Consider the following 25,581-nt stretch of genomic DNA (forward strand, 5'->3'; position numbering starts at 1 on the left):
GTGTTGATGGTAATGCCGCGTGCTTTTTCTTCTGGTGCTGCATCGATCTGGTCGTATGCTTTAGCTTCGCCGCCGAATTTCTTCGACAGAACGGTAGCGATAGCTGCAGTCAGGGTGGTCTTGCCGTGATCAACGTGTCCGATGGTACCGACGTTGACGTGCGGCTTGGTCCGTTCGAATTTACCTTTTGCCATTTTAGACTCCTAACGATTTTTAACGATTACCAGGCACACGCCTGACTGTCTTGAAATTACTGCGACCAGCGATGTTGCGAATTCTGGTGCCCTTTACGTGGATTGAACACGTGGCCTCTCCCTTACCAAGGGAGTGCTCTACCACTGAGCTAAAAGGGCTATTTTTTGCGATGAATTAACAGCGCATTGCGAGAACGTCTGGAGCGGGTGAAGGGAATCGAACCCTCGTCGTAAGCTTGGAAGGCTTCTGCTCTACCATTGAGCTACACCCGCGAGGACTGTCTTCTCAGACACTTTACAACTTCACCAACTCAAACATTCCTGCAATATCTTGGTGGAGGGGGCTGGATTCGAACCAGCGTACTCATAGAGAACAGATTTACAGTCTGTCGCCTTTAACCACTCGGCCACCCCTCCGCGAGGAACCGCAGAGTATGAAGCAAGCACAAAAAACTGTCAACTATATTTGCTGATCCGCTTGCGCAGATCCGTTGACGTCTTGCTTCGGGGCGTAATTGTAACCGGGGGCTGCGACAGAGTGCAAGGGGGTTAAAGCAAAAGGTGAAAAATGGGTGGAAAATATTTTTGGGGTGGGCGTGGTGCTGCGGCCACACATCGCCCTCGCGGAGGCGGGGGCCTATAGCACCCTGAACAACTTCGGCGGCGTGGTATAGGTCCCCGCCTTCGCGAGGACGAGGTAGCTATGGAGCGAGCGCCACCAAGACTTGGCCTTTTAGCGCCTTGATCAAGGCGGTTTCATCAGCCGGCACACCCTCCGGCGCCAGCTCGGTGCGGTCGGCGTAGAACAGGCCCAGCTGCAACTTGCCCACCACCAGCGGCAACACGATGAAGCTTTTGGCGTCGGGCAGCAGCTGGCGGTGCCAGGCCGGCAGCAAATCGCGGATCTTGGGCGTGGCCGCGTCGGCAATCATCAGGTCCGCATCATTTTCCATGGCCAGGTGAAACAGATCGCGCGAGCTTTCAAGCGGAAAAGCAAACCGGGCCTGGCGCTCCGCATGCGCTTCGCCAAACGCCACCCGCGCCCGGTACTGTCCGCTGCGAGGATCTTTCAGGCACACGGTCGCGAAGCGAAAGCCCATGCTGGTGTACAAGGTTTCAAGAACCGCAAGAATGACGTCATTCACCTTGCTCTTGCCCGCCGCCCGCATCTGCGTCACATCCTGCACGCCGGCCAGCAGCAGATCACGTGCATTGAGCGGCTTGCCACTGGGATGAAATCCCACCGGGGCCGCTTCGCCGCCGCCCATGGTCGCCAGCAGCAGCACATTCGGCAAGCCGCCCAGCGCATCAGGCTCGTCTTCCACGATCGGCGTGGGCTTCATGTTCATGCTCTCGAGCAGGGTATCCATCTCCCCCTGTACGGTCTCGAACAGGGCCGCCATGGCGTCATTGTCGAGGTCGAGTGCGGCGCCATAACGCACCAGCAGTGCACGCGCTTCATTGCTGCTCTTGGGGTCGCTGGAGCGTGCCATCAGGCGTGCCACATCGATACTGAACGAGGCCACCTGGCGCATCCACTCACCACGGTTGGCCGCCACTTTCAGCGTACCGGCAGGGAAAGGCGCCAGCGTGCGTATCAGCACATCCGGGATGTTCCACTCGGCCAGCACCGCTTCTGACAGGGTTTCGTAACTGCAGCCCAGGATCATTTGCGCGGCCTGGGCAAGGGTGTGTGCGTTGCCCACCAACAGCGCATTGATTTCGCGGTAGCGGTCCGGTTCGTGTGAGGCCACCAGCAAGGGTCCAAGGTTCTTGAACAAGGCCCCGATCGAGGCTTCTTCGGCGCCCTGGTAAAAACTGTGGCGCGCCATTTCACGCCCCACCAGGCTGGCGCACAAGGCTGCTTGCAGCTCGACCATGACGGCCTTGGCGTGGGCGCTGTTCGATAGCGCATCGACCAGCAGCATGGCCAGCGCCGTGGTCTTGACGTTGTCAAAGCCCAGCAGGGAAATGGCACGCGAAATGGTGGTCACGTTCGTGCCCGAGGCGGTGCGGTACTGGGCTGTATTCGACAAGCGCAAAATGCGCTGTGTCAGGGCCGCATCCGACAGCACGTAGTAGGCCAGATCGTGGGTGCCCTGGTCATCCGACGAAGCCATTTGCACCACGCGCGCCACCGAACTGCCCAGCGCGAACATTTCCTCGTCACCGCAGACTTTTTTCAGCAGCGCCGCGCGCACCTTGCGCGGTTCGACGGACGGCCCTGGTGGTGCGGGAGGTTGTGCTGGATTTGCCATGATCGTCTCGTGTGGGCTGCTACGCCGTCTTCAGGCGCGCGCCCTTGTCATATTTTGCCAGAATGGTTTGATGCAAGCCGGCCAGCGCCGGCAGCTTGGGATTGAGCGGGTCGAGCCGGCGCACGCTGTCGATCAGGGTCCGCGCGTACTGGCCCAGCTTGTCTTCCCAGCCCATATTTTCCAGACACTTGAGCACCGCCACAGCCGCATTGAAGACCACTTGCGGATTGTCGGGCAACTGGTCGACCGCATCGATCATCAGCGTGACCGCGCCGCGGTAATCGCCTTCCTTGGCCTTGTTGGCGCCGGCCGCCACCAGCTCGACCACGGCCTGCTTGCTTTCCTGCGCCAGGGCGTCGGCCAGGTCGCCCCGCCCCGCTTCTTCGAACACGCGCATGGCGCGCGCCATGGCGGCATTGTTGGAAGCATTGCGCATCACGTCGCGCATGACGTCGGCAGCGCCCTCTTCCATATTGTTGTTCAGACAGTTGCGCGCCAGTTCCAGCTTGACCTCGGACGACAACCCCGGGCTATCCTTGCAGGCAGCCAGGGCCGTGTTCAAGGATTCGGCCAGACGCGTTTCGTTGCCCGTGAATTCGTGCACCATGGCCGAGGAAATGGCGCTGCAGGCACCCACATGGCGCTGGCCCGCCATCGACTTGTCGAGATCGCGGATCACGGCGGCGGCCTGCACCGGGTCGCCCTTCTTGATCAGGGTCTGGACCAGCCGCACATGGTCTTCCGGATCGCGAAAGGCCGAATACTTGGCCTTGCTGACCACTTGCTTGAGCACGCGCTCGGCGGTATCGGTGTCCCCTGTTTCCAGCGCCACTTCGCCCAGCTTGCGCAGGCGCCGCACCGCATGCGGCGACACCGCCACGGCTTCGGCCAGCACTGCTTGCGACGCCGGCAATTCACCCATGGCAGCGAGGGTGCGCGCCAGCCAGTCGTAGGCATCGACAAAACGCTTGTTCCCGTCAATGAGGGCTTCCAGGATCGCGCGCGCCTCCGCGTAGCGTTCGCGCAGGAACAGGGTCTTGGCCAGGCCAAGCCGCGCCCAGCCGATCTGGCGGGCGTCGACCAGTTGCTGGAAAATGGCTTCGGCCTCGTCAGTCTGGCCCAGCACCAGGTGCAGCTCGGCGCGCAGGCGCATGAAGTCAATGGCGTAACGCGGATGACGGCTCACGCCCTCGACACAGGCGGCAATCGCCGCAGTTTGATTGCCCAGATCCATCAGATGATAGACCGGCAGGAAGGCCGAGCGCTTTCCCAGGGCACGCGCGATCCGCTCAAGCAAGCGGTCCGCCGTAAAGGGTTTGAGAATGTAATCGGTGGGGGCCAGCTCGGCCGCGCTGATGACTTTGCTGAAATTGCCTTCGGCAGTGACCATAAAGAACATGGTCGACAAGGAAATGAGCTTGTGGTGGCGCATGTCCTCGAGCAGCTGCTGGCCGTCCTGGCCGCCGTCGAGATCGTATTCGCACAAGATCATGTCGAACGGGCGCGAGGTCACCTGGCGAATTGCCCCGCTCGATTCGGCCGCATCTTCGATTTTGCTCAGCCCGCACAGATTGAGCATGTTATGGATGCTCGCGCGCATGCCCACATGGGGCTCGATAATCAATGCCGAGAGTCCGTCGAGTTCACTCATTGCTGGTGTTCCTTGGCTGCGCAGTCACGCCTGGGTCGCCTGAGTATAGTATGCCCCGACCATCCGTCAGGGCAATTCCGCTTAGCAAGATAGGGCCGGCCGGGAGCGCGGCCTCAGTGCCCTTCCGCCGGCGCCGGCGGGCTGCGCTCGATCACGTCGAGCAGCGCGTCGACCACGTCCGGATCGAACTGGGTGCCGCGCCGTTCGCGGATGTAGGACACCACATCGAGGTAAGGCCAGGGTTCCTTGTAGGGGCGGCGATGCAGCAGTGCGTCAAACACGTCGACCACGGCCACGATGCGCGCACACAGCGGAATGGCGCGCCCGCTGGCGCCATGCGGATAACCGGAACCATCAAAATGCTCGTGATGACCGCCCGCAATCATGGCGCCGTACGTCAGGTAGCTGACCCCGTCCACCATTTTGGAAGCACGTTCCAGAATGGCCCGTCCGATCTGCGCGTGCGTCTGCATGACGCGCCGTTCCTCGGGAGTGTGGGCGGCTGGTTTTAGCAAGACCTGGTCCGGCGTCGAGACCTTGCCCACATCATGCAGAATGCTGGCCAGGCCGATCATTTCCAGCAGCTGGGGCGTCAGTTCCGGGTCGTCCACATTGCGTTCGGCCATGCGCTCGGCAATCTGCGAGCTCAGGTTCTGCACGCGGCGCACATGGCCGCCGGTGCCATGGTCGCGGAACTCGGCCAGATCGGCCAGCGCCACCACGGTGGCTTCCTGAGCCTTGCGCAGCTGGCCAAACATGTACAGATTGTCGAAGGCGGCGGCAATGCGTTCGCAAAACACTTCCAGCAAATCGCGCTGGATCGCAGCCAGCGGCCAGGGCGGCGTGACCGAGATGCACAGCTCGCGCCCTTCCATGGTGTGAATGAACAACACATTGGCGGGATGCTCGAACTGGCTGTGTTTTTCTTCAAACGCTTTGTGAATGGCCGGCAGCAGCGCGTGCTCGGCCGGCATGACTTCGTTGTCGGCCAGCGGCGCGTAGCTGCCAGTGGCGGCCACCACCGTGGGGTCGCCGCCTTCGGCCGACATCACGCACAGCACGCCATCGGCGCCCACGTCCAGAATCGCGCTCACCTGGTTCAGCACACCCGAAGCAAATTCACGCAGCGAATGGATCTGGTACAGATTGGTGGCGCCGGCCAGGATTTTGCCCAGGCCAATGCGGCTGCGCTCGAGCATCATCAAGCTTTCGTAAGCGCGCAGGGCCGAAATGACGGTGGTGAACAGCTTCTGGGTGGTGAGCTCGGTCTTGGCCTTGTAATCGTTGATGTCGTATTCGATGATCACGCGCTGCTCGGGCGCCTGGCCCGGCTGGCCGGTGCGCAGCACCACGCGCACGATTTGATTATTCAGTTCTTCGCGGATGCGGCGCGCCAGAATGAGGCCGGCGTCATCGGTTTCCATCACCACGTCCAGCAGCACCAGGGCAATGTCAGGCGTGTCGCGCAGAATTTGGTAGCCTTCCACCCCGCTGTAGGCCGAATACAGTTCCAGCTCGCGGCCCTTGAAGCTGACGTTGCGCAGCGCCAGGCGGGTGACCGCGTGGACGTCGACATCGTCGTCGACAATGAGCACGCGCCACAGGCGCTGGTCGATGGCCGGCTGCACGCCGGCGCCGGCGTCGTCATCTTCGTCCAGAAGCCAGTTGTCGTCGGCTTCGGCGGTAAGGTCGGTCATACAGGCTCCTAACAGGCGCACCGGAACGGACTGCGGGCGCCATGCGATTGACGAGGCGGCGTCACTGCCACGCTGCATCCGGGGCGGTGATACGGCATCTATTTTTCTGACGGACCGGGCAGCGACTGTCACATCAGCGCTGCCAATTTCACATTTTTATTATAAACAAAGTATCACCCAAGTCTAGCTTTCCGACTTCTTATTTTGCGGACTGGCAACACTGTCAGACTCGTGTTTCGCCCCGGACTCTGGTAGGCTAGCCAGGTCTGCCCCTGCGCTGCCATGCAACCTTGTTCTTACAATAAGGAGAGACCATCATGCAAGCTTCCGCCACCGCCAAAGATGCCGCCGGCCACGAGTTCCTTGCGTTCACACTTGGCTCGGAAGAATACGGGATCGATATTCTGAAGGTCCAGGAAATCCGCGGCTACGAAGCGGTCACGCGCATTGCCAATGCGCCGGAATTCATCAAGGGCGTCATCAATCTGCGCGGCATCATCATTCCGGTGATCGACATGCGCATCAAGTTCAAGCTGGGCGAGCCGGTGTACGACCAGTTCACCGTGGTCATCATTCTCAACATTGGCGGGCGCATCATGGGCATGGTGGTCGACAGCGTGTCCGACGTGACCACCCTCTCGGCCGACCAGATCAAGCCGGCGCCTGAAATGGGCACGGCCTTCAATTCCGACTACATGATCGGACTGGGAACCATCGACGAACGCATGCTGATTCTGGTCGACATCGACAAGCTGATGTCGTCCGGCGAGATGGGGCTGATCGACAATCTCGCCGCTTGAGGCGCTGCGCTAAGGCGCTACTTGCGCCATCGGGTCCGAGGCGGCGGCCTTGCGCCGCACCAGGCAATCTTCGCGCGTGCCACCCACGCTGATGTTCTGGTAGCGCACTTCGTATTTGCCCACAGACAGGTCATCGACGGTAAAGGTATCGTGCGCCTGCACATACACATGGCGCACATTGCTGTGGCGCGCCATGTCGATCACTTTCACGAGCACGGGCGAGCCATTGCTTGAATTGTCGACCAGGATTTGCATGGCGCTGCCCTGGTTTTCGCGCGGGAAGCCATCGATATATCCGGATTGCACCGGCCAGCGTTCGCCATTGGGCGCCACCAGCGTGTGCAGTTCACGCTCGCAGTCGGGGGCCCGGGTGGGGATTACCAGTTGGGTGACAGCCAGTGCGCGCACTTCCGGCGCGGGGGCACTGTCTGGCTGCTGAGGCTGGCCGACCGCCCAGCTGTCGGCCGCATCGGCTTCCACCGGCGGTGCCGGCGGGCGTGGCGGCGTGGCCGCTGGCACGATGACGGGTGCCGGGTCCGGTTTCGCGCCCAGGGCCCGCGCCAGCGCGCCGGGCACCAGTGTGTCGTGCAGCACCAGGGCGCTGCCGGCGGCGCCCAGCAGCACACCCAGCGCCAGCGCCAGCCACCAGCGCCGCGCCGCCCCCGGCGCCACGGCCGGCACTGCTTCCTCGTGGGGAACGCTGCCGATTTCATGGTTGAGCAATTCGCGGTCCTCGGCGTGGGTGCTTTCCAGCCACGCGATCTCCCACTCCTCGGCCGCAATCCAGTCATCGTGTTCGCGCCGCCGCAGCGGGTCCGACAAGGTGCCATAGGCGCTGTTGAGAATGGCCATGATGCGCGCCGCTTTTTCGTCGCCCGGATTTTTGTCAGGATGGTATTTCTGGCTGAGCGCCTTGTAGGCCGCACGAATGACTTCCTGCGGCGCTTTGCGCGCCACTTTCAGGTTGTCATAATGCGTGTGGATCTTGGCCATGGCGTTCGGGTCAGGGGGCGGTTTCTTGCATGATAGCCGATGCGGACGCGATCCCGGCGTTGCGCCCGCGTCAAATTATAGCCACATGGCAATGCTTTTAAAGCAGTGCACGATTGTGTTTCAACGCCCGAGCTGCTATGTTTGCACTTTTTGCAAGCAAGGAAACCCATGCGCTCCCCTCTGGTTCTTACCCTGATCGCCGGCGCACTGCTGGCCGCCGCGCCAGCCCATGCAAACGGGCCGTCCGAGCGCCTGGCCGCGCTCACGGCTGCCGAAGCCAATCTGGCCGCCCAGCGCAGCAAGAGCACGACTGCTGCGCTCAAGCAGCAGCTGGTCGGCCCGCTGCAAACCGTGGGCACCTTGCAAAGCCTGACCGGCGCGCCCGACGCTGCCATGGTCACCTTCGACGAGATCGCCGCCCTGCAGGCCACCGCAGCCAATTCGGCGCCTGGCAACAGTGCCGCGATCGCCTGGACCACGGGACGCGACGCGGTTGGCGTCATTGTCGAGCAAGCCCGCAACCGCCAGGTGGTGATTTTGAACGAGGCCCAGCATGTGCCGGCGCAGCGCGCCTTTGCCATGCGCCTGGCGCGCGAACTGCGCAAGGTCGGCTTTACCCATCTGGCAGTCGAAGCGCTGGGCGACAATCCGCTGGCCAAAGGCTACCTGACCCCGGCCAGCGGCATGTATGTGGCCGAGCCAACCTTTGCCAACTTTTTGCGCGACGCCCAGCAGCAGAACTGGCACCTGATTGCTTACGAGTTCAAGTTCGATGGCCTGGGGCTCGGCGCCGATGACAACGTCAGCGCGCGCGAACAGGGCCAGGTGGACAATCTGGTCAAGCGCGTGCTGGCACGCGAACCCAAGGCACGTATCTTCATTTACGCCAGCGCCAACCACGTGCGCGAACGCATCGCGGCAGGCGACACCTGGATGGCGGGCTATCTGCGCGAGCGCACCGGCATCGATCCGCTGACCATCGATCAAGCCACCATGATCTCGCATGGCGGCGGCAGCGGCGAGCACCCGCTGTATCAGCAGCTGCTGGCCAAGAACGGCGGCAGTGGTCCATTTGTGCTCACGCGCGTGGGCAACCCGGAAGTGTTTGGCAAATACCGGGGTGAAGTCGACATGCAAGTGGTCCACCCGCCCTATCCGCTGGTCTCGTCCACCGGCCGTCCGCAGTGGATGACCAGTCTGGCCGGCTGGAAGTCGTACTCGATTCCGTCGGCGCTGTGGCCAAGCAGTGGCCGCCGCCTAATCGAGCTGCGCCGCAAAGGTGCGCCGCCGGATGAAGTCGCGCTGGACGCCGTGCTGGCGGTGGCCGGCCAAAAACCGCCCTCCATGATGGCGCCGGCGGGCGACGTGGAATTCAGCGCCAGCGAATAGCCCGGGCGCGCGCCACCGCTACAGGCGGTGGCTGCGGTCGGCGCGGACCAGCGCGTCGGGCAGCTGCACCCCGTGTCCGACCACCAGCACCTTGAACAACTCGCCCATCTCCGCGGGCGAGACCAGTTTTTGCACCGCATTTGCCTGTGGCAGGTAGGCCAGTGCATCGGCCGGATCGAGCGCCGCCATCAGCTCCCCCAGCCCCGCCCCCAGCAGAAACGCCGCCTGATTCATGTAGGCCAGCACTTCGGCGCCCGCGTCCTGGGCTGCCAGCGCCATGGCCGTAAAGTCCACGTGCGCCGTGATGTCCTGCAGCCCTGGCAAGTAAAACGGTTCCGGGTGGGCGTGATGCCGGTAGTGGCACATCAAGGTGCCGCCGACGCGCTGGTCGAGATAGTATTCATGCGCTGGGAAACCGTAGTCCAGCAGGATGGCAGCGCCCTTGCCGGCACCGAGCATGCGCGCCAGCGACGCCATGAAAGCACAGCCGGCAGGATGCAGTTCGGTGGTGTAGCCCGGCTCCAGCAGGGCCGCGTCGGGGATCTGCTGCGCCACCCGCGCTTCCAGGGCCGTGTCAGGCGCGCCTGCGATCAGGGCAAACGCGCCCCCCTCCACCGTCACCAGCAGTTCGCGCCAGCCGTCGCTGGCCTTGCGCACCAGTTGCACCGGCATGGCGTCGAGCACCTCGTTGGCCAGTACCACCCCGCTGAACGCGTCCGGCAGCGCATCGAGCCAGCGCACCTGGGGGAAGTCCTTGAGTGCTTCCTGCTGCCGCTGGCGCAGTTCGCCCGACAGTTCCAGAATGTCGTAACGGGCTAGCGTGACCCCGGCCGCGCCCAACGCGGTGAGCACGTCGCGCGCCAGTTTGCCGGTGCCGGCCCCGAATTCGAGGATGTGTGGCGCACTTTGGGCGATAATAGCGGCTGCCACCCGGGCCAGCGTGGCGCCGAACAGGCCGGACATCTCGGGCGCGGTCGTAAAATCGCCGGCCTGGCCCAGTTTGGCCGCGCCGCCGCTGTAATAGCCCAGCGCTGGCGCATACAGCGCCAGTTCCATGAAGCGGGAAAACGGGATCGCACCGCCGTTGCCGGCAATTTCGGCGGCAATCTGGCGTTGCAGGGCGTGGGACGCGGCCAGCGCGTCGCTATCGGGCAGGGGCAGGGACATGTCGGCATTGTAGCCATTACAGGACGGATCAACAATTGAAGCAGACCAGTAGCAGCGCAGCAGGCAGCACGCCCGCAGTGGCCCTCGTGACCGGGGCCGGCAAGCGGCTCGGGCGCGAGATCGCCCTGGGCCTGGCGCGCGCCGGCTGGGACGTGGCCGTCCACTACCGCCACTCGCGCGCCGAAGCGCTGGACACCGTGACCGAGATCGAAGCGCTGGGCCGGCGCGCCGTGGCGCTGGCCTGCGACCTGGCCGACGAAGCCCAGGTACGGCAGCTGGCGGCGCAGGCTGGCGCGGCCCTGGGTACGCTCGGCTGCGTGGTCAACAGCGCCTCCCAGTTCGAGTACGACAGCGCCGCTGATTTTTCGCCGGCCCTGCTGGCGGCCCACATGCAAGCCAATGTGGCGGCGCCCATTTTGCTGGCGCAGGCGCTGCACGCGGCCACTCCGCCTGGCAGCCAGGCCGTGGTGATCAATCTGCTCGACCAGAAGCTGTACAACCTCAATCCCGATTATCTGTCCTACACCCTGTCCAAGGCGGCCCTGCATTCGGCCACCACCATGCTGGCGCAAGCGCTGGCGCCGACGGTGCGGGTGGTGGGCGTGGCCCCGGGCCTGACCATGGTGTCGGGCGAGCAGACCGAAGCCGGTTTCGCCAAGGCCCACCAGGCCACCCCGCTGGGCCAGTCGAGCCGCGCCGGCGATATCGTCGACGCAGTCGTCTACCTTGCCGGCGCGCGCGCCGTGACCGGCACCACTTTATTAGTCGACGGCGGCCAGCACCTGATGCCGCTGCCGCGCGACGTCATGTTCCTCGCAAAATAAATCCTTAGAAAGCCTCTATGCTGTCCGCCCTGACCCATCCCAAACTGACCGATTGCCGCCGCCTGTTCCTGCGTAACTACGAAGTGATGATCAACATCGGTGTGCACGACTTCGAAAAAAAGGGCGAGCAGCGCGTGCTGATCAACGTTGACCTGTACATCCCGCTGGCCCAGTCCACGCCCAAGGACGACCAGCTGGAAGAAGTGGTCGACTACGACTTCATGCGCGTGACCATCGCCAACCGCATGGCCCAGGGCCATGTGCACCTGCAGGAGACCCTGTGCGACGATGTGGTGCGCTCGATGCTGGCCCACCCGCGCGTGCGGGCGGTGCGGGTCTCGACCATGAAACCGGATGTGTATCCCGACTGCGAAGGCGTCGGTGTGGAAGTCTTTCAGATCAAGGATGAAGCATGAATACGGCCGTGATGGAGCGTAGCGACGACAAAGTCGCCTACGAAAACAACAAGCTGCACAAGCGTCTGTGCCGCCTGGTGGGCCAGGCCATCGGCGACTTCAACATGATTGAAGAGGGCGACAAGGTGATGGTCTGCCTGTCTGGCGGCAAGGACAGCTACGCCCTGCTGGACATCCTGATGACGCTGCGCGAACGCGCGCCCATCAAGTTCGAGCTGATCGCCGTCAATCTGGACCAGAAGCAGCCCAATTTCCCGGCTGATATCCTGCCCGCCTATCTGAGCAAGCTCGGCATCCCCTTCCACATTGAAAACCAGGATACCTACAGCATCGTCAAGCGCCTGATCCCGGAGGGCAAGACCACTTGTTCGCTGTGCTCGCGCCTGCGCCGGGGCATTCTGTACCGCGTGGCCGACGAGCTGGGCTGCAACAAGATCGCCCTGGGCCACCACCGCGACGACATTTTGGAAACCTTCTTCCTGAATATGTTTTTCGGCGGTAAATTGAAAGGCATGCCAGCCAAGCTGGTCTCCGACGACGGCAAGCACATGGTGATCCGGCCCATGGCCTACGTGAAGGAAGAGGATTCGACCCGCTACGCCGAGGTCAAGCAGTTCCCGATCATTCCCTGCGACCTGTGCGGCTCTCAGGAAAACCTGCAGCGCAAGCAGATCAAGGGCTTGATGCGCGAATGGGAGAAAAAATTCCCCGGTCGCGTCGAGAGCATCTTCTCCTCGCTGTCGACGGTGGTGCCCTCGCATCTGATGGACCAGTCGCTGTTTGGCTTCAAGGACCTGAAGACCGATGGCGTGGCCAATCCGCTGGGCGACATCGCGTTTGACGAAGAACCCTGTGCCACGCCGGCACCCGGCACCATTGCCTTGCAGCCGCGCTAGCCGCGCGCTGCGCACGGAGACGAAAAAAAACCCGCACGCAGCGGGTTTTTTTACAAGACGGGGTGGGCTTAGAAGCTCACTGCCACGCCGGCGCTGATGTTGCTCACTTCTTTGTACAGGCGCTGGTATTCCAGACGGCCTTGTACAGCAGGGGTGAAGGCGTAAGCGGCGCCGATGCCGATCACTGGCTTGTTTTCGGTGAATTTCTTGTTGTTGCCGCGCAGGGAAACGCGGTTGTAGCCCAGACGGCCCAGCACGCTGAAGCCCGACTCGCCCAGAGGGATCGTGCCAACTGCGGACAGAGCGATCTGGTCGGCTTTGACGTCAACGCCGTTGACTTCGGTGTCAGCCAGCAGACGGGCGCTGCCTTCGATAGCGATGAACGGGTTGAACTGGTAGCCCAGGAAGGCGCCAGCGCCCATGCGGCTGATGTCGCTCTTCAGTGCAGGCGTGCCGTCAGCGTTCACGAACAGGTCCTTGTCGATGATGGTGCTGCCAAGGTCAACACCAGCGTACATGTGCGGTTCAGCGGCCAGGGCCGACGACGACAGAAGAGCAAAGGTTGCTGCGATTGCGATTTTATTGAACATGAAAATGCCTTATTTATTGTGAACGTTGCGCGGTCAGCGAGACTGCGACCGGAGCGAAATTATCGCATAATTCGTGGAACTTTTTCTTTGTGCAACGTTTTTTGTCCATTAAAACAACAGGTTGGCGGCTGCCCTTGGAAGCGACGCGCCACGCCGGCGTGTATCGAATTAGCAGATCGCAAACACAATTCCTGTCCTTACCGCCATGCCCGCGTGACCATCCAGAAATAAAACAACCCGCCGAAGCGGGTTGATTGGTCATGCCTGCACTGCGAACAATCAGAAGCGGAACGCCACGCCTGCGCTGATGTTGGTGATGTCGCCGTCCGGCTTTTGCACTTCGAGGCGGCCAGCCACGGTCGGGCTGAAGGTGTAACCCAGGCCAATGCCGTACAGGGCCTTGTTCTCGTGGTCCTTGGCGCTGACGTTGCCGATGGTCGCTTCGGCGCCGATGCGGTTGTAGCCCAGGCGGCCATACACGCTGAAGCCGTTGCTCAGCGGAATAGTGCCAATGCCGGACAGGGAAATCTGGTCGACCGTCAGGTCGGCGCCCAGCGCGGTGGTGTCGGCCAGGCGGCGGTAGCCGGCTTCGATGCCGAAGTTTTCGTTGATCTGGTAACCGGCAAAGGCGCCGTAGCTGGTTTCACGGTCGGCACCTTCGACCTTGCTGCTGCCGGCGTCAAGCCCGGCGTAGAAATACGGCTGGTCGGCAGCCATGGCAGCGGACGAGGCAATGGCAAAAGTGGCGGCAATGGCGAACTTTTTGAACATGATGAGGCCCTTAAAAGTTGTTAATCAAGAGCGGTCGATAACGCTGTATGGACCGGGGCACAAATTATGGCACGATTCAAAAAAGCGGCTTGCCACGCACGCAAGATTGTCATCTATGTACAACAGCGCTGGGCAGAATCGACGAAAAAAAACCCGCCGCAGCGGGTTTGATTTCTGGCAAAGCGGCAATCAGAAGCGGAAGCCGACACCAGCACTGATGTTGGTGATTTCCCGCGCCACCTTTTGCACCTCCAGGCGGCCCATGATGCTTGGCGTGAAGGCGAACCCTACGCCGAGTCCATACAGCGGCTTGTTTTCGGAGGATTTGTACGACTCGTTGTCACTGTAATTGGCCTTGCTGCTCAAGTGGCTGTAACCGAGGCGGCCAAACACATTGAACCCATTGCTTAATGGGATGGTCGCCACGGCGGACACGGCGATCTGGTCCAGCTTGATGTCGTACCCAAATTCCGAGTCAGACGCCAGACGATGGTAGGCGCCTTCCAGCGCGAAATTCTGGTTGATTTGATAGCCACCGAAGGCGCCATAGCTGGTCTCTTTGTCACCGTAGCGGAAGTCGGTGTTACCGATGTCGCCACCGGCATAGAAATACGGTTGGTCAGCTGCCATCGCGGCGGAAGACAGCAAGGCAAGGCTGGCTGCAATAATCAGTTTGTTGAACATGTGTCGGTCTCAAAAAGGGGTGAATGCCGCTGCCCGCGCAACAGCGCGCAGCAGCAGGCGAACAAAAGTGGCAGGTACGATCAGAAGCGGAAGGCGATACCGGTGCTCAAATTGGTCGTCTCGTCCGGCAAGCGCTGAACTTCAATGCGTGCCGCCACGGCAGGGGTGATGGCGTAGCTGAAGCCAACGCCGAACAGCGCGCCGCTATCCGACCCTTTGGCGGAGTATGGGCCGCTGCTCACCTTCTGGCTCACCCGCGCATAGCCGAGCCGGCCATAGACCGTGACTGCATCATTCAGGGGCATGCTGGCAGTCCCGGACAAGGCGGTCTGGTTCAGTTTTGCGTCGTACTCGCCGTCCGAAACGTGCGCCAGACGGCGGTAGCCGGCTTCAACGCCAAACGTGCTGTTGATTTGGTAGCCGACGAAGCCGCCAAAGCTGGTCTCGCTGCGGTAGCTCTGGAAGTCTGAGCGGCCCAGGTCGCCGCCAGCATAGAAGTAAGGCTGGTCGGCTGCCATGGCAGCCGACGACAGCGCGGCCAGCGCGGCCGCAAATGCGATTTTCTTGAACATGAAATGCCCTTGTATAAGTGAACGAAGAGCGGTCAATCTCTATGTATTGACCGGGCGCCCATTATGACGGCATTCCATCTGGAAATTAACTCACATTTAACAATACTTACAATTCGGGTCAGGGCGCCCTGTCGGTACGCACGACCGGATACAGGTTGAAGCGCTCATCCCACGAGTCGTGCAGGCGCGCAAAGAACTCCAGGCGTGCCTCGCCACTGGCGGCAAAGGCGGGATCGGCCGCCAGTTTTGCCTTGAATTCGGCCGCCAGGGCCGGCTTGGCCGCCATCATCTGGCGCGCCACGTCCTCGGCCACGTAGTCTTCCATGTATTCCTTGCGCTCGAAGGCATTATTGAAGCGGCCCCAGGCCAGCAGAGAGTCGGGCGCCTGGGGTTCCAGCAACGCCATGACCAGGCGCGCGCGCGGCTGCGCCAGCGGCACGTACAAGGCGCCCTGCGGCATGCTGCGCGTTTCCTTTTTCCAGGCGCCGCTCAGGGTCATGCGCTGGTGCGATTCGACCGAACCAGCTGCCGCAGTTGCCTTGTCGGCGCGGAAGGTTTCCACTTCGGCCGGGGCGAGCGCCGTGTCCAGCACCCGGTAGCTGATGTTGTGCTGCTTGAGCGCGGCAGCGACCATGGACGCATGGGCTGGCGGCACCAGGTAACCGCCCCGTGGCGCGTGCACCACCAGGCTGGGCACCATCTCGTCGCGCAGGGGCACGGTCCAGATCTGCGGCTTGGTTTCGTCGTAGCGTGTCATCAGCTGACCAGACACCTCGGACATCGTGCGGGTATAGGCATAGCCGCGGAAATCAATCATGCGCACCTTGTCGCTGGCCTTGTAGCTGAGCACCACATCGGTGCCGGGCAGCGCCTGGGCGCGGGCATCGGCAGCGCGCGCGGCCGCCAGCCATGCACTGCCATGCTGCGCCACCTGCGACAGTACGGAGACGACCGCATTGCGGGTGATGCGCACCCGGGTCGGGTAGTCTTTCCAGGAGTGGGTTTCGACCAGCATCGCCATCCGGTTACGCAACGGGAAGTAGCCGGTCGAAAAACGCGGATCGGAGACATTGTCGATAAAGCCTGACGCCGGGTTGTCGGTTTCGGCAAACGACATGTAGAAAGCGTGCGGCAGCGAGCCTTGCCTGGTCAGCTCGTCGATCACGTTCGTGCGCAGGGCTAGGCCAGCTTCGCGGAAGGCGGTGTCGGCCGAATGGACCGGCTCGACCTGGATCGAGACATCGTGCTCGAACTTGGCGCCGTCGGTCACGTGCAAGTCGACGTAGGCCAGCGGATCCCAGGCATTGACCAGGGCCAGCATGGCTTGCATTTCGGGCGAGTCGGCCTTGGCGTAATCGCGGTTCAGATTGAAATTCTGGGCCGTGGTGCGCCAGCCCATTTCCACCGGCCCGCGCTGGTTCGGACGGTTCCATTTGCCGAAGCGCTCATGGCCATCGACGTTAAAGACAGGCACGAACAGCAGCACCTGACGTTCAAGGGCACCGGGCGCTGCCTTGTTCTCGAGGATTTCGCGCAAGGCTAAAAAACCAGCATCCTTGCCATCGATTTCGCCGGCATGAATGCCGCCCTGGATCAGCACCACCGGCAGCTTGCGCTGTTGCGCGGCCTGCGCGCTCATGGCGCCGGTGCGGGTGACAATCAAGGCTTTCATGGGCCGCCCTTCCGGGGTGCGCCCGAAGTCGATGCACTTGACCGCCTTTGGATAGGCGCGCTGGAAGGCACTGCACAGCGCAATCACTTCATCGTAGCGGCCGGTCTGCTGGAACTGCGAGCGTTCCGACACAGTGGTCAAATCAGGCGCAGGCGCGGCAGTGGCGCTGGCGGAAACGGCAAGGGCAAGCAGCAAGGCAGAACGGATCATCGGCAGGTCTCCGGCAGTATTTGTGTGCCGGAAATTATAGTCGCCTTGCGCCATTGGCGCTGGCCTTGATGCGTGCTTACACCTGGCGCCCGATTTGCTATGCTGGCAACTCCACCATCGACCCGAAGGAATGCAATGACGACCGAACTGACACTGTTGGGATGGACCCTGGTACTGGCGCTGGTGCAGATCATGCTGGCCGCCAGCATGCGCAGCAGCGAAACCGGCCTGTCTTACAACATGGGCCCGCGCGACGCGCCAGCGCCACCCATGCGGCCCATGACGGCACGCCTGAAACGGGCCCAGGCCAATCTGTTCGAAACGCTGCCCCTGTTTGCCGCCGCCGTGCTGGCTGCCCACGTGGCCGGGCGCGAAGGCGACTGGACCTTGTGGGGCAGCTACGCCTACCTGGGCGCGCGCGTGCTGTACGTGCCGCTGTACGCGTTTGGCGTGCCGGTGCTGCGCTCGGTCGTGTGGACCGCGTCGGTGGCGGGACTGGTGATGGTGCTGGCCGCCCTGCTCAAATAAAGTACGGCCGTTCCGGCGCAAACAGCACCGTGCGCACGACCTTGCGCCATTCGTCCGGCGCTTTTTTGCCAAGCAAAACGATGGCGCCCGCGTACGCATGGGCGCGCAGTTCGGGGCCGACGCCCACCAGCAGGCGCTCGGCCTGAGGCGCCGGCATTCCCTTGCGCACGCCATCGAAGAACGCCATCATCGACGGACCGTAGCGACCGGTGATTTCGAGCGCCTGCGCGCGCCGGGCCGCAAGATCCTCGCCCTGGCGCGCTGCCACCGCCAGCATCACCCAGGCACTGCCCAGGCTTGTGCCCTGTTCGGGCGGCAAGGCCAGTGCTTGTGCAATCTGTACGGCGCTGGCGCCATCCGACGCTGCGACCAGGCGCAGCAGATAAGCCTTGGCTTGCGGGTCGGTCTCGGCCGCGTTCAGCGCCCCCGCCAGATTGCCTGCTGTCAGCAGGGAATACATCTGCCCCGGTCCGGCAAGCTGCCCTTCGCCACGCTCTTGCTTGAGCAGTTGCGCCAGGCGCGGCGAGCGCGCGGCCAGCGCCGCCAGGTCAAGCTGCCCGCCGCGATAGCGCTGGATGCGCGCGATGTTCAAGGCCAGCAAGGGTGCACGGAACGGCAAGGCTTGCATGGCCGCTTCCAGTTCCGGCAGCGCGTCGGCCCAGTTGGCCGATTCGAGCGTGAAGTAGGCGGCGGAAGTGCGCATCCAGCCGTTCTCCGGCCAGCGTGCCAGCGCGCGCCGCGTCCTCGCTTCGGCGCTGCTGTCTTCGCGCTGGCAGCGCAAGGCCAGGTAGGCGCGGTTACCATCGTCAGGCGCGCCAGCAGCGCGCGCGGCGGCCTCGGCGCACAGCGGCGCGCGCGCGTCGGCGGCGGCAGCATCAAGTTGCACACGGCGCAGCAGCACGTCGTCCGGGGTGCGTGCCAGGCGGTCGGCAAGAACCGGGGCAAAGCCGCTGTCCAGGCTGGCGTATCCCAGCCATTCTTCCGTGTCCGGGAGCGTGGTCGAATCCCAGCGTGCATGCGTCAGCGCCAGGCGCGCGCGGTCGGCGTCCTTTTTCAGAATGCCGAGCTGACTTTCCGGGAATGCGCCGGCGCCGCCAGCCAGGATGCTGCGATAACTGCCGCGCTGGTACTTGGAGCCGGAGACGGACGCTGGCGGCTCTTCGAATCGATGGTCGGCGTACGAATTGATCCAGCGCGGTGCGCCCAGGTGTTGCGGCGCCTTGTCCGGCACGCTGCCGTAGGGCGCATACCATTCAACCATGGGCGCCGCGCCGGCGACGTTGTAGACCGGATGGCTGCCCTCGAGTTCGTTTTCATCGAACTGCTCGATCAAGCTGCCGTCCGGGCTGCGTGCTTCGATATGGTGGCGCCCGGCCGCAGGCAGCACCAGCGGCGCGTGCGCACCCGGGGCCACCGTCACGCTGCGGCCATCGACCGTGACGCTGACGGCCACGCCGAGGCCGTTGTAGACGGAGAGGGCCGGCTCGGCGCTGAACACCGAAGTACCATGCCCTGCGCTGAAATTGCTGGCGCTCAGGACAGCGGCAACAATTGCGGCCGCTGCCAGCAGGCGGGCGCCGCCGGGCAACCAGCCATCGGCGCGCTGGAAGCGCGCCCACCAGTCCAGTTTGGTCTGGCGCTTGCGCTCGGCCCCTGGCAGCAGCAGCGCGTAACCCTGCGGCGCCTGGGACGGCGCCGGCGCCGCGTCCACGCTCTCGCCGCTGCGCGCAATGCGCGCGATCATGGTTTCGGTGACCAGCAATTCTTCCAGGGCGGCCGTGCGCAGCGCACTGTTGCTGTTGGCCAGGGCGCGCACCCAGCTGTCGACCACGCCCAGCCAATTGTCGATATTCTCCCGCTGGCACAGTCCCAGTTCGAAGCCGCCGACCGCTTGCTGCCAGCTGCCCTGCAATTCAAGGCGCTCGCGCAGGCGCACGTCCGGCGTCACCTGCCCGGCCTCCTGGTAGGCGCGTTCCAGGGCAAAGTGCAGCTCGTTGGCGGCAAAGATGACGCGCGCCACACCGGCTTCGCTGACCTTGCCCACGGCCGTGACCACGGCCGTCGTATTGTTCAGCAAGCCTTGCGCATCCTGCACATTGGCAAGGGCGTGTTCGGCATAATGGATCAGCGCAAGCAAGCCATCAAGATAAGCCTGCCAGCCGCCGCCCAGGCGCGCTGCCGTATTCTGGTGCCAGCTGCGGCACAGCAGATCGTGCTGCTGCAAGCGACCGTTCACGGTGGCGATTTCTTCTTTCACGCGCACCAGCGCTGCCGGCAAATCCTTTTTCCGGTAGGCGACCCCGCGCACGTGGACCAGTTTCGCCGCCGCGCTCATGGTGCCGGCGATCAGCGCCTCGATCTGCGCCGCCTCGGTTTCCAGCGCGCGCAGGGCCGTGATATCGGCCGTCAGCGAGGCCGGATACAGCGTGGCCAGCTGCTCGATCAATGCGGGACGGGCTGGATCGCGCAAGGCCTGGTAAGTCTCGGCGTGGCGCGTCAGCGAGCGGCCGAAGAAAATGCCGCAGTAGCGCCGGTTGTAATGCTCGCGCTTGAACTGGCGCCCGAGCGTCTTGAGTGATTCTTCCAGCTCCACCGGTTGGGCCTCGCCTTCCATGCTCTCGAGCAGGCGGCCGGTCATCTCTTCGCGCACCAGGTTGGGATAATCAAACAGCGACCAGGCACTGGCCGGATCGATGGGCGCCGCCACGTACAGCTTCTTGGCGTTGGCTTCGCGTTCATGATTGAGCGGGTGCGTCAGCCACATGCGCGGCGGCTGCGCCAGTTCGACCTTGAAAATGCGGTGCTGGTCCTGGCCCTGGGTCGGCAATGGCGGCACATTCTGGTAGGCGTCGTCATTGAGAATGGCGCTCATGCGCGCGAGCATATGGGTCTGCACCGCGAACACGTCACGGGTGGCGCGGCCGTTGGCTTTTTCGCCGTGCACGAACCCCAGCGCGCGATCCCAGGCATCATCGGCGCCTTGCAGGCGGTGCAAGGCGTGGATCAGGGCATCGCTGCCGGTGAGCGAGACCGCCACCAGGTCGGCCTGCATTTCCATTTCGCGTGACAAGGCCCGCTGCATCAGGATCACGGCATTGAACAGCGACTCAACCAACGAGCGGATCGACCAGATGATCAACTGCACCACCGCCACCACGGCGCGCACGCGCAAGTCGATATTGCCGACCGTGATCAGGAAGTCGTCGAGCGCATCGCGCCGGGTCACCAGGTGGGTGGCGATCTGCTGGGCCACATACACCCAGCGGCCGACGGCCATCGAACGCTGCGCAAAATGGCCAAATTCGTGGGCCAGCACTGCGCGCAACTCGCCCAGCGTGACCGTGTTCACCAGCGCCAGACCAATTTCCAGATTCTTCCTGGACGGGAAAATCAGATTGAACAGGGACAGGTCGTAGAACACGGCCGCGTTCACGCGCGCCGACAGAAATACCTTGTGCGGGCGCGGCGCGCCGGCCGCATCGGCCAGCTGGAACAGGTAGGCGAACAGGCGGGGCTGGTCTTTGGCCGTGATCTCATGCAGGTCGGTCGGCTTGGCGTTTTTCACTGAAAAGATCGCCTTGACCATGAACACACCAATGAACAGCGAGCACAGGGCCATGATCCAGGCAATCACGCCCAGATCACTGCCGGCATTGCGGAAAAAGACGCGGTAGGGCGTGTACAGGAACCAGCCTGCCAGGGCCATGTACACCGTCACGAACAGCAACAGGCCGGCCACAGCCAGCCGGGCGCTGTTTTTGTAAGACGGGGAAGGTTTGGTCAGCAGCGCGGCCAGCTCGGCAGGCGGCGCGGTAAAGTTGGCGTTGATGGAAGGCTCCCGGGAGATGCTACTTTTTAGCAAAAATTGTTGCCTAAATTCTAGTGCACAAAATGCATTTTTGCGAAACATTTCCCGTTTCTGCGGCGTCCTTACGACACTTTGGCGATCCGGACTAGGGACTGGGCGCTGCGTTCAGGGCAGCACATAGTCGAGCGCGTAATAATGCTGACGCTCGATGATATCGATCGTGAGCGTGCCTTGAATGCCCTCCAAGTCGCCCGTGCCGGAGCCGGGCACGATGGAGATGGACAACTGGCTGTCGCCGGCATGCATGACGCCGCTGTGCTGAAGCGCAAAACTGCCGCTGCCGCTGCCAAGGGTGGCGGTGACGTGCTCGATCGCGACATAGCCGGCCGAGCCGCTGGCGGGATTTCCTGCGGATAGCATCTCACCCTGGCCGACGCCGATCAGGTCGCCGCTGTATTGCTTGTCGATCAGCATACGACCAACGGCAACGCGGCCAGCGCCCTCGCCGGCAGGCGCCGGCTTCATTTGAATCTCGAAACTGCCTTTTGCCAGACTCATGTTTGCTCCTCATAGACGATAAGCCATGATATCGCAAACAGTCGACGTAAAAACATCGCCCTCGCGTAGGCGGGCTCGCATGCAAGCCCCCCATTCCATCTGACCGAATTCGGTGAAGTGGTATGGCCCCCCGCCTACGCGAGGACGATGTTGTTCAGGCGACGCGGGTGATCGCGCTGTCACGCATGTTTGCTCCTCAAAAACGAGAAGACACGATGAAGCAGACTGCCGACGCAAAACACATCGCCCTCGCGAAGGCGGGGGCCTATACCACTTCACCGAATTCGGTCAGGTGGTATGGCCCCCCGCCTGCGCGAGGGCGATGTGTTTCAGTGCCCGGATCAGGCGACGCGGGTGATCTCGCTGCCTGGCTTGCCAAAGTTGGCCAGCAGCGTGGCCTCTTTCTGCTTGGCCGCCTTCAGATGGCGTTCCTTCACGTGACCGTAGCCGCGGATGTCTTCCGGAACGCTGGCAATGGCCACGGCCTGGGTCAGATTGTCGGCATTGAGTTTGCCCAGCAGACCACCCACGGTTGCGTGATACTCCTTGATCAGCGCGCGCTCCATCTTGCGTTCGGCGGTGTAGCCGAAGATGTCAAACGCGCCGCCACGCAAGCCCTTGAACTTGGCCAGTACGCCAAACGCCTTCATCATCCATGGACCGAATTCCTGCTTGACCAGGTGGCCTTTGGAGTCGGTCTTGGCCAGCAGCGGCGGCGCCAGGTAGAACTTGAGCTTGTAGTCGCCTTCGAACATGCCGGCCACTTTTTCGGCGAACGCGCCGCTGGTGTACAGGCGCGCGACTTCATACTCGTCCTTGTACGCCATCAGCTTGTAGTAGTAACGGGCCACAGCTTCGGTCAGGCGGGTGCTGGTGCCAACCTTGGCTTCGGCCGCGCGTACCTGGTCGACAAACGCCTTGTACTGATTGGCGTAGTTGACGTCCTGGTAGGCGGTCAGCAGTTCGACGCGCTTCTTGATGATGTCGTCCAGGGTCTGGGTACGCTTGAACTCGATGACCTTGGCCGGCGTGGTCATCTTCACCAGCGACGGCAAATCGTGGGCAGCGGTGCGGCCCCAGTTGAAGGCGCTCTTGTTGAAGGCAACCGACACGCCGTTCAGTTCAATCGCTTTCAGGATCGACGCTTCGGTCAGCGGAACCTGGCCCTTTTGCCACGAATAACCCAGCATGAACATGTTGGTGGCAATCGAGTCGCCCATCAACGCGGTGGCGATCTGGCCGGCATCGATGAAGTCAACCTTGTCGGCGCCGCAGGCCTTGACGATTTCCGCCTGCGAGCTGGCACCCGGGAACTGCCAGTCCGGGTTCTTCACAAACGCGGCGGTCGAGGAACCGGTCGAGTTGATGGCCGCATAGGTGCGGCCTTCGCCCATGCGCGAGAGCGCATCGCGGCTGGCAGTGACGATCAGGTCGCAGCCAATCACCAGGTCGGCGCTGCCGGTGCCCACGCGGGTGGAATGCAGGTCGGCCTGATTGTCGGCCAGGCGCACGTGCGACATCACCGGGCCGCCCTTCTGGGCCAGTCCGCTCATGTCGAGCACAATGGCGCCCTTGCCTTCCACGTGTGCGGCCATCGCCAGAATCTGGCCAACGGTCACCACGCCGGTGCCGCCGATACCGGTGATCAGAATCCCGTACGGCGCTGCGGTGCTCTTGAGTGCCGGGGTTGGCAGCGGTGGCGGCGACTTCTCGCCGCTGGCCGCCTTCTTCGGCTTCTTGAGCGAGCCACCTTCCACCGTCACGAAGGACGGGCAGAAACCGGTCACGCACGAGAAGTCCTTGTTGCAGGACGACTGGTTGATCTGGCGCTTGCGGCCCAGTTCCGTTTCCAGCGGCTCCACCGACAGGCAGTTCGACTGCACTGAGCAGTCGCCGCAGCCTTCGCACACGGCTTCATTGATCACGGCGCGCTTGGCCGGATCCGGGTACTCATTGCGTTTCCGGCGGCGGCGCTTCTCGGACGCGCAGGTCTGGTCGTAAATCATGGCCGACACGCCTGGCTTGTCGCGCAGTTCGCGCTGCACATCCATCAGTTCCGAACGGTGACGCACGGTGACGCCCGGCGCCCAGTTGTAATCGTCCGGGTATTTTTCGGGTTCGTCGGTGACCACGATGATCGGGGTCACACCTTCGGCCGCGATCTGGCGGCTGATCATGCCCGGGTCGAGCGGACCGTCAAATTCCTGGCCGCCGGTCATGGCGACGGCGTCGTTGAACAGGATTTTGTAGGTGATGTTGACCTTGGCCGACACCGCCGCGCGGATCGCCAGGATCCCCGAGTGGAAGTAAGTGCCGTCACCCAGATTGGTGAAGACGTGCTTTTCGTTGGTGAACGGCGCCTGCCCAACCCAGGTGACGCCTTCGGCGCCCATGTGGGTAAAGGTCGAGGTTTCGCGGTCCATCCACAGCACCATGTAATGGCAGCCGATACCTGCCAGGGCGCGCGAGCCTTCCGGCACCTTGGTCGAGGAATTGTGCGGGCAGCCCGAGCAGAAGTACGGCGTGCGGTCGGTTTCCGGATTCGGTTTCAGGCCGGCGCTCTTCAGAACCAGCTCTTTCGCTTCCAGGAAGGCGATGCGTTCCTTGACGCGCTGCTCGACCGGATGGCCGGCGCAGTAGTGCGAAATGCGGCTGGCAATGGCGCGTGCGATCAGGGCCGGATTCAGCTCATACGTCGCTGGCAGCAGCCAGTCGCCGTGGCCGGTGCCGCCCTTGTTGGACCACTCGCCCGTGTCGTCGAACTTGCCGACCACGCGCGGACGCTCGCCGTCCGGCAGGTTGTACAGTTCTTCCTTGAGCGCGTATTCGAGAATCTGGCGTTTTTCTTCCACTACCAGGATTTCATCGAGGCCTTTGGCGAATTCGTGCACGCCGTCCGCTTCCAGCGGCCAGGTCATGCCGATCTTGTACAGGCGGATGCCGATATCGGAAGCGGCTTGCTCGTCGATGCCCAGGTCGGCCAGGGCCTGGCGCGTATCCAGGTACGATTTGCCGGCCGTGATGATGCCGATCTTCGGTTTCGGGCTGTCCCAGATGATTTTATTGAGCTTGTTGGCACGCACATAGGCCAGCGCGGCGTACCACTTGAAGCTGTTCATCCGCACTTCCATATCGAGCACGGTGTCCGGCCAGCGGATGTTCAGGCCACCTTCGGGCAGCGTGAAGTCGGTGGGCAGTTCAATCTTGACGCGGTCCGGGTCGAAGTCAACCACGGCGCCGGACTCGATGATGTCGGTCACGCACTTCATCGATACCCACAGGCCGGTGTAGCGGCTCATGGCCCAGGCATGCAGGCCGTAGTCGATGTATTCCTGCACCGAGGCCGGGTACAGCACCGGAATGCCGCAGGCGTTCAGGATATGGTCGGACTGGTGCGCAGTGGAAGACGATTTGGCAGCATGGTCGTCACCAGCCAGCACCAGCACGCCGCCGTGCTTGGCCGAGCCGGCGTTGTTGGCGTGCTTGAAGACGTCGCCGCAGCGGTCCACGCCAGGGCCTTTGCCGTACCACATCGAGAATACGCCGTCGTACTTGGCATCCTTGAACAGATTGGTCTGCTGGGTGCCCCACACCGCAGTGGCGGCCAGGTCTTCGTTCATCCCGGGATGGAACTTGACGTGGTGCGCGTCCAGGTGCTTCTTGGCCTTGACCGCGGTCATGTCGACCGAGGTGACAGGGGAACCGCGGTAGCCGGTGATGTAGCCGGCCGTGTTGAGGCCTGCTTTCAGGTCGCGTTCGCGCTGCATCATCGGCAGGCGGATCAGGGCCTGGGTGCCGGTCATGAAAGCGCGGCCGCGCTCGAGCGTCCATTTGTCGTCGAGCGAAATTTCGTGCTCAGGCTCGGCGCCCAATTTGCTTGGGTCTAGTGGTGCATTCATTGCT

Annotated in this window: 21 protein-coding genes and 3 tRNA genes; 6 read left to right on the forward strand and 18 right to left on the reverse strand. The window is 62.8% G+C overall.

Going from position 1 to position 25,581, the window contains the following annotated elements; translation table 11 throughout:
* The 7 genes from BUC24_RS19205 to BUC24_RS19235 form a co-directional block, all read right to left on the reverse strand.
* Positions 1–194: GTP-binding protein (locus BUC24_RS19205; RefSeq protein WP_229448425.1), on the reverse strand; the 194-nt coding region annotated here is incomplete at its 3' end.
* An 84-nt stretch (positions 195–278) separates the two neighbouring features.
* Positions 279–353, reverse strand: a tRNA-Thr gene (locus tag BUC24_RS19210).
* 40 nt (positions 354–393) lie between these two features.
* Positions 394–467 (reverse strand) — tRNA-Gly (locus BUC24_RS19215).
* Positions 468–526: 59 nt separating this feature from the next.
* Positions 527–611, reverse strand: a tRNA-Tyr gene (locus BUC24_RS19220).
* A 284-nt stretch (positions 612–895) separates the two neighbouring features.
* Positions 896–2,452, reverse strand: a complete 1,557-nt coding sequence (locus BUC24_RS19225; protein WP_073220407.1) for an HDOD domain-containing protein — start codon at positions 2,450–2,452, stop codon at positions 896–898.
* A gap of 19 nt (positions 2,453–2,471) precedes the next feature.
* The gene (locus BUC24_RS19230) at positions 2,472–4,103 is read right to left on the reverse strand and encodes a response regulator (protein ID WP_073220410.1); all 1,632 of its coding nucleotides are present in this window, start codon (positions 4,101–4,103) and stop codon (positions 2,472–2,474) included.
* A 113-nt stretch (positions 4,104–4,216) separates the two neighbouring features.
* Positions 4,217–5,800, reverse strand: a complete 1,584-nt coding sequence (locus BUC24_RS19235; protein ID WP_073220413.1) for a DUF3369 domain-containing protein — start codon at positions 5,798–5,800, stop codon at positions 4,217–4,219.
* Between the two features lie 317 nt (positions 5,801–6,117).
* Between BUC24_RS19235 and BUC24_RS19240 the strand changes: the two genes are divergently transcribed.
* On the forward strand, positions 6,118–6,600 hold the full coding sequence (locus BUC24_RS19240) for a chemotaxis protein CheW (RefSeq protein ID WP_073220417.1): 483 nt from the start codon (positions 6,118–6,120) through the stop codon (positions 6,598–6,600).
* A 9-nt stretch (positions 6,601–6,609) separates the two neighbouring features.
* Here BUC24_RS19240 and BUC24_RS19245 read toward each other — a convergent pair whose 3' ends face one another.
* Positions 6,610–7,593, reverse strand: a complete 984-nt coding sequence (locus BUC24_RS19245; RefSeq protein WP_073220421.1) for a J domain-containing protein — start codon at positions 7,591–7,593, stop codon at positions 6,610–6,612.
* 168 nt (positions 7,594–7,761) lie between these two features.
* Between BUC24_RS19245 and BUC24_RS19250 the strand changes: the two genes are divergently transcribed.
* Positions 7,762–8,982 (forward strand): hypothetical protein, encoded by a 1,221-nt coding sequence (locus tag BUC24_RS19250; RefSeq protein WP_073220424.1) that lies wholly within the window; start codon positions 7,762–7,764, stop codon positions 8,980–8,982.
* An 18-nt stretch (positions 8,983–9,000) separates the two neighbouring features.
* On the opposite strand, the gene BUC24_RS19255 is transcribed toward BUC24_RS19250, so the two are convergent.
* Complete coding sequence (locus BUC24_RS19255) at positions 9,001–10,149, reverse strand: class I SAM-dependent methyltransferase (RefSeq protein WP_073220427.1); 1,149 nt, start codon at positions 10,147–10,149, stop codon at positions 9,001–9,003.
* Between the two features lie 35 nt (positions 10,150–10,184).
* On the opposite strand from BUC24_RS19255, the gene BUC24_RS19260 reads away from it, so the two are divergent.
* The 3 genes from BUC24_RS19260 to ttcA are packed head-to-tail and all read left to right on the forward strand — an operon-like array spanning position 10,185 to position 12,285.
* Positions 10,185–10,973, forward strand: a complete 789-nt coding sequence (locus BUC24_RS19260; RefSeq protein ID WP_073220430.1) for an SDR family oxidoreductase — start codon at positions 10,185–10,187, stop codon at positions 10,971–10,973.
* A 17-nt stretch (positions 10,974–10,990) separates the two neighbouring features.
* Positions 10,991–11,389 carry a dihydroneopterin aldolase gene (locus BUC24_RS19265; protein ID WP_073220434.1) on the forward strand — a complete coding sequence of 133 codons (399 nt, stop codon included), beginning with the start codon at positions 10,991–10,993 and terminating at the stop codon, positions 11,387–11,389.
* Complete coding sequence (gene ttcA, locus BUC24_RS19270; protein WP_073220437.1) at positions 11,386–12,285, forward strand: tRNA 2-thiocytidine(32) synthetase TtcA; 900 nt, start codon at positions 11,386–11,388, stop codon at positions 12,283–12,285. Before BUC24_RS19265 ends, ttcA begins: the two co-directional genes overlap by 4 nt.
* 68 nt (positions 12,286–12,353) lie before the next feature.
* On the opposite strand, the gene BUC24_RS19275 is transcribed toward ttcA, so the two are convergent.
* The 6 genes from BUC24_RS19275 to BUC24_RS19295 all read right to left on the reverse strand — a co-directional run bounded on the left by BUC24_RS19275 (position 12,354) and on the right by BUC24_RS19295 (position 16,784).
* A complete protein-coding gene (locus tag BUC24_RS19275; protein WP_073220440.1) occupies positions 12,354–12,875 on the reverse strand; it encodes an outer membrane beta-barrel protein in 522 nt (173 codons plus the stop codon).
* Positions 12,876–12,888: 13 nt separating this feature from the next.
* Positions 12,889–13,137: a hypothetical protein gene (locus BUC24_RS26725; RefSeq protein WP_143167594.1), complete on the reverse strand. Its 249-nt coding sequence runs from the start codon at positions 13,135–13,137 to the stop codon at positions 12,889–12,891.
* A 17-nt stretch (positions 13,138–13,154) separates the two neighbouring features.
* Positions 13,155–13,646, reverse strand: coding sequence for an outer membrane beta-barrel protein (locus BUC24_RS19280; protein ID WP_073220443.1), 492 nt, complete (start codon positions 13,644–13,646; stop codon positions 13,155–13,157).
* 189 nt (positions 13,647–13,835) lie between these two features.
* The gene (locus tag BUC24_RS19285; protein WP_073220446.1) at positions 13,836–14,330 is read right to left on the reverse strand and encodes a porin family protein; all 495 of its coding nucleotides are present in this window, start codon (positions 14,328–14,330) and stop codon (positions 13,836–13,838) included.
* 80 nt (positions 14,331–14,410) lie between these two features.
* Positions 14,411–14,902, reverse strand: coding sequence for an outer membrane beta-barrel protein (locus BUC24_RS19290; protein ID WP_073220450.1), 492 nt, complete (start codon positions 14,900–14,902; stop codon positions 14,411–14,413).
* Positions 14,903–15,020: 118 nt separating this feature from the next.
* On the reverse strand, positions 15,021–16,784 hold the full coding sequence (locus BUC24_RS19295; RefSeq protein ID WP_073221561.1) for a M14 family metallopeptidase: 1,764 nt from the start codon (positions 16,782–16,784) through the stop codon (positions 15,021–15,023).
* Between the two features lie 135 nt (positions 16,785–16,919).
* Here BUC24_RS19295 and BUC24_RS19300 point away from each other — a divergent pair, with 135 nt between their 5' ends.
* Positions 16,920–17,312 carry an MAPEG family protein gene (locus BUC24_RS19300; RefSeq protein WP_073220453.1) on the forward strand — a complete coding sequence of 131 codons (393 nt, stop codon included), beginning with the start codon at positions 16,920–16,922 and terminating at the stop codon, positions 17,310–17,312.
* Here the strand turns inward: BUC24_RS19300 and BUC24_RS19305 are convergent.
* The 3 genes from BUC24_RS19305 to BUC24_RS19315 form a co-directional block, all read right to left on the reverse strand.
* Entirely contained in the window at positions 17,305–21,174 is a 3,870-nt protein-coding gene (locus tag BUC24_RS19305) for a M48 family metallopeptidase (protein ID WP_178372583.1), read from the reverse strand. The two genes, BUC24_RS19300 and BUC24_RS19305, sit on opposite strands and share 8 nt — an antisense overlap.
* 111 nt (positions 21,175–21,285) lie before the next feature.
* Complete coding sequence (locus BUC24_RS19310) at positions 21,286–21,678, reverse strand: DUF3224 domain-containing protein (RefSeq protein WP_073220457.1); 393 nt, start codon at positions 21,676–21,678, stop codon at positions 21,286–21,288.
* A 341-nt stretch (positions 21,679–22,019) separates the two neighbouring features.
* Positions 22,020–25,577 (reverse strand): indolepyruvate ferredoxin oxidoreductase family protein, encoded by a 3,558-nt coding sequence (locus BUC24_RS19315; protein WP_073220460.1) that lies wholly within the window; start codon positions 25,575–25,577, stop codon positions 22,020–22,022.
* Positions 25,578–25,581 lie beyond the last annotated feature (4 nt).

Origin of the sequence: Massilia sp. CF038, from assembly GCF_900129765.1 — a bacterium.
Lineage (GTDB): Bacteria > Pseudomonadota > Gammaproteobacteria > Burkholderiales > Burkholderiaceae_D > Telluria_A.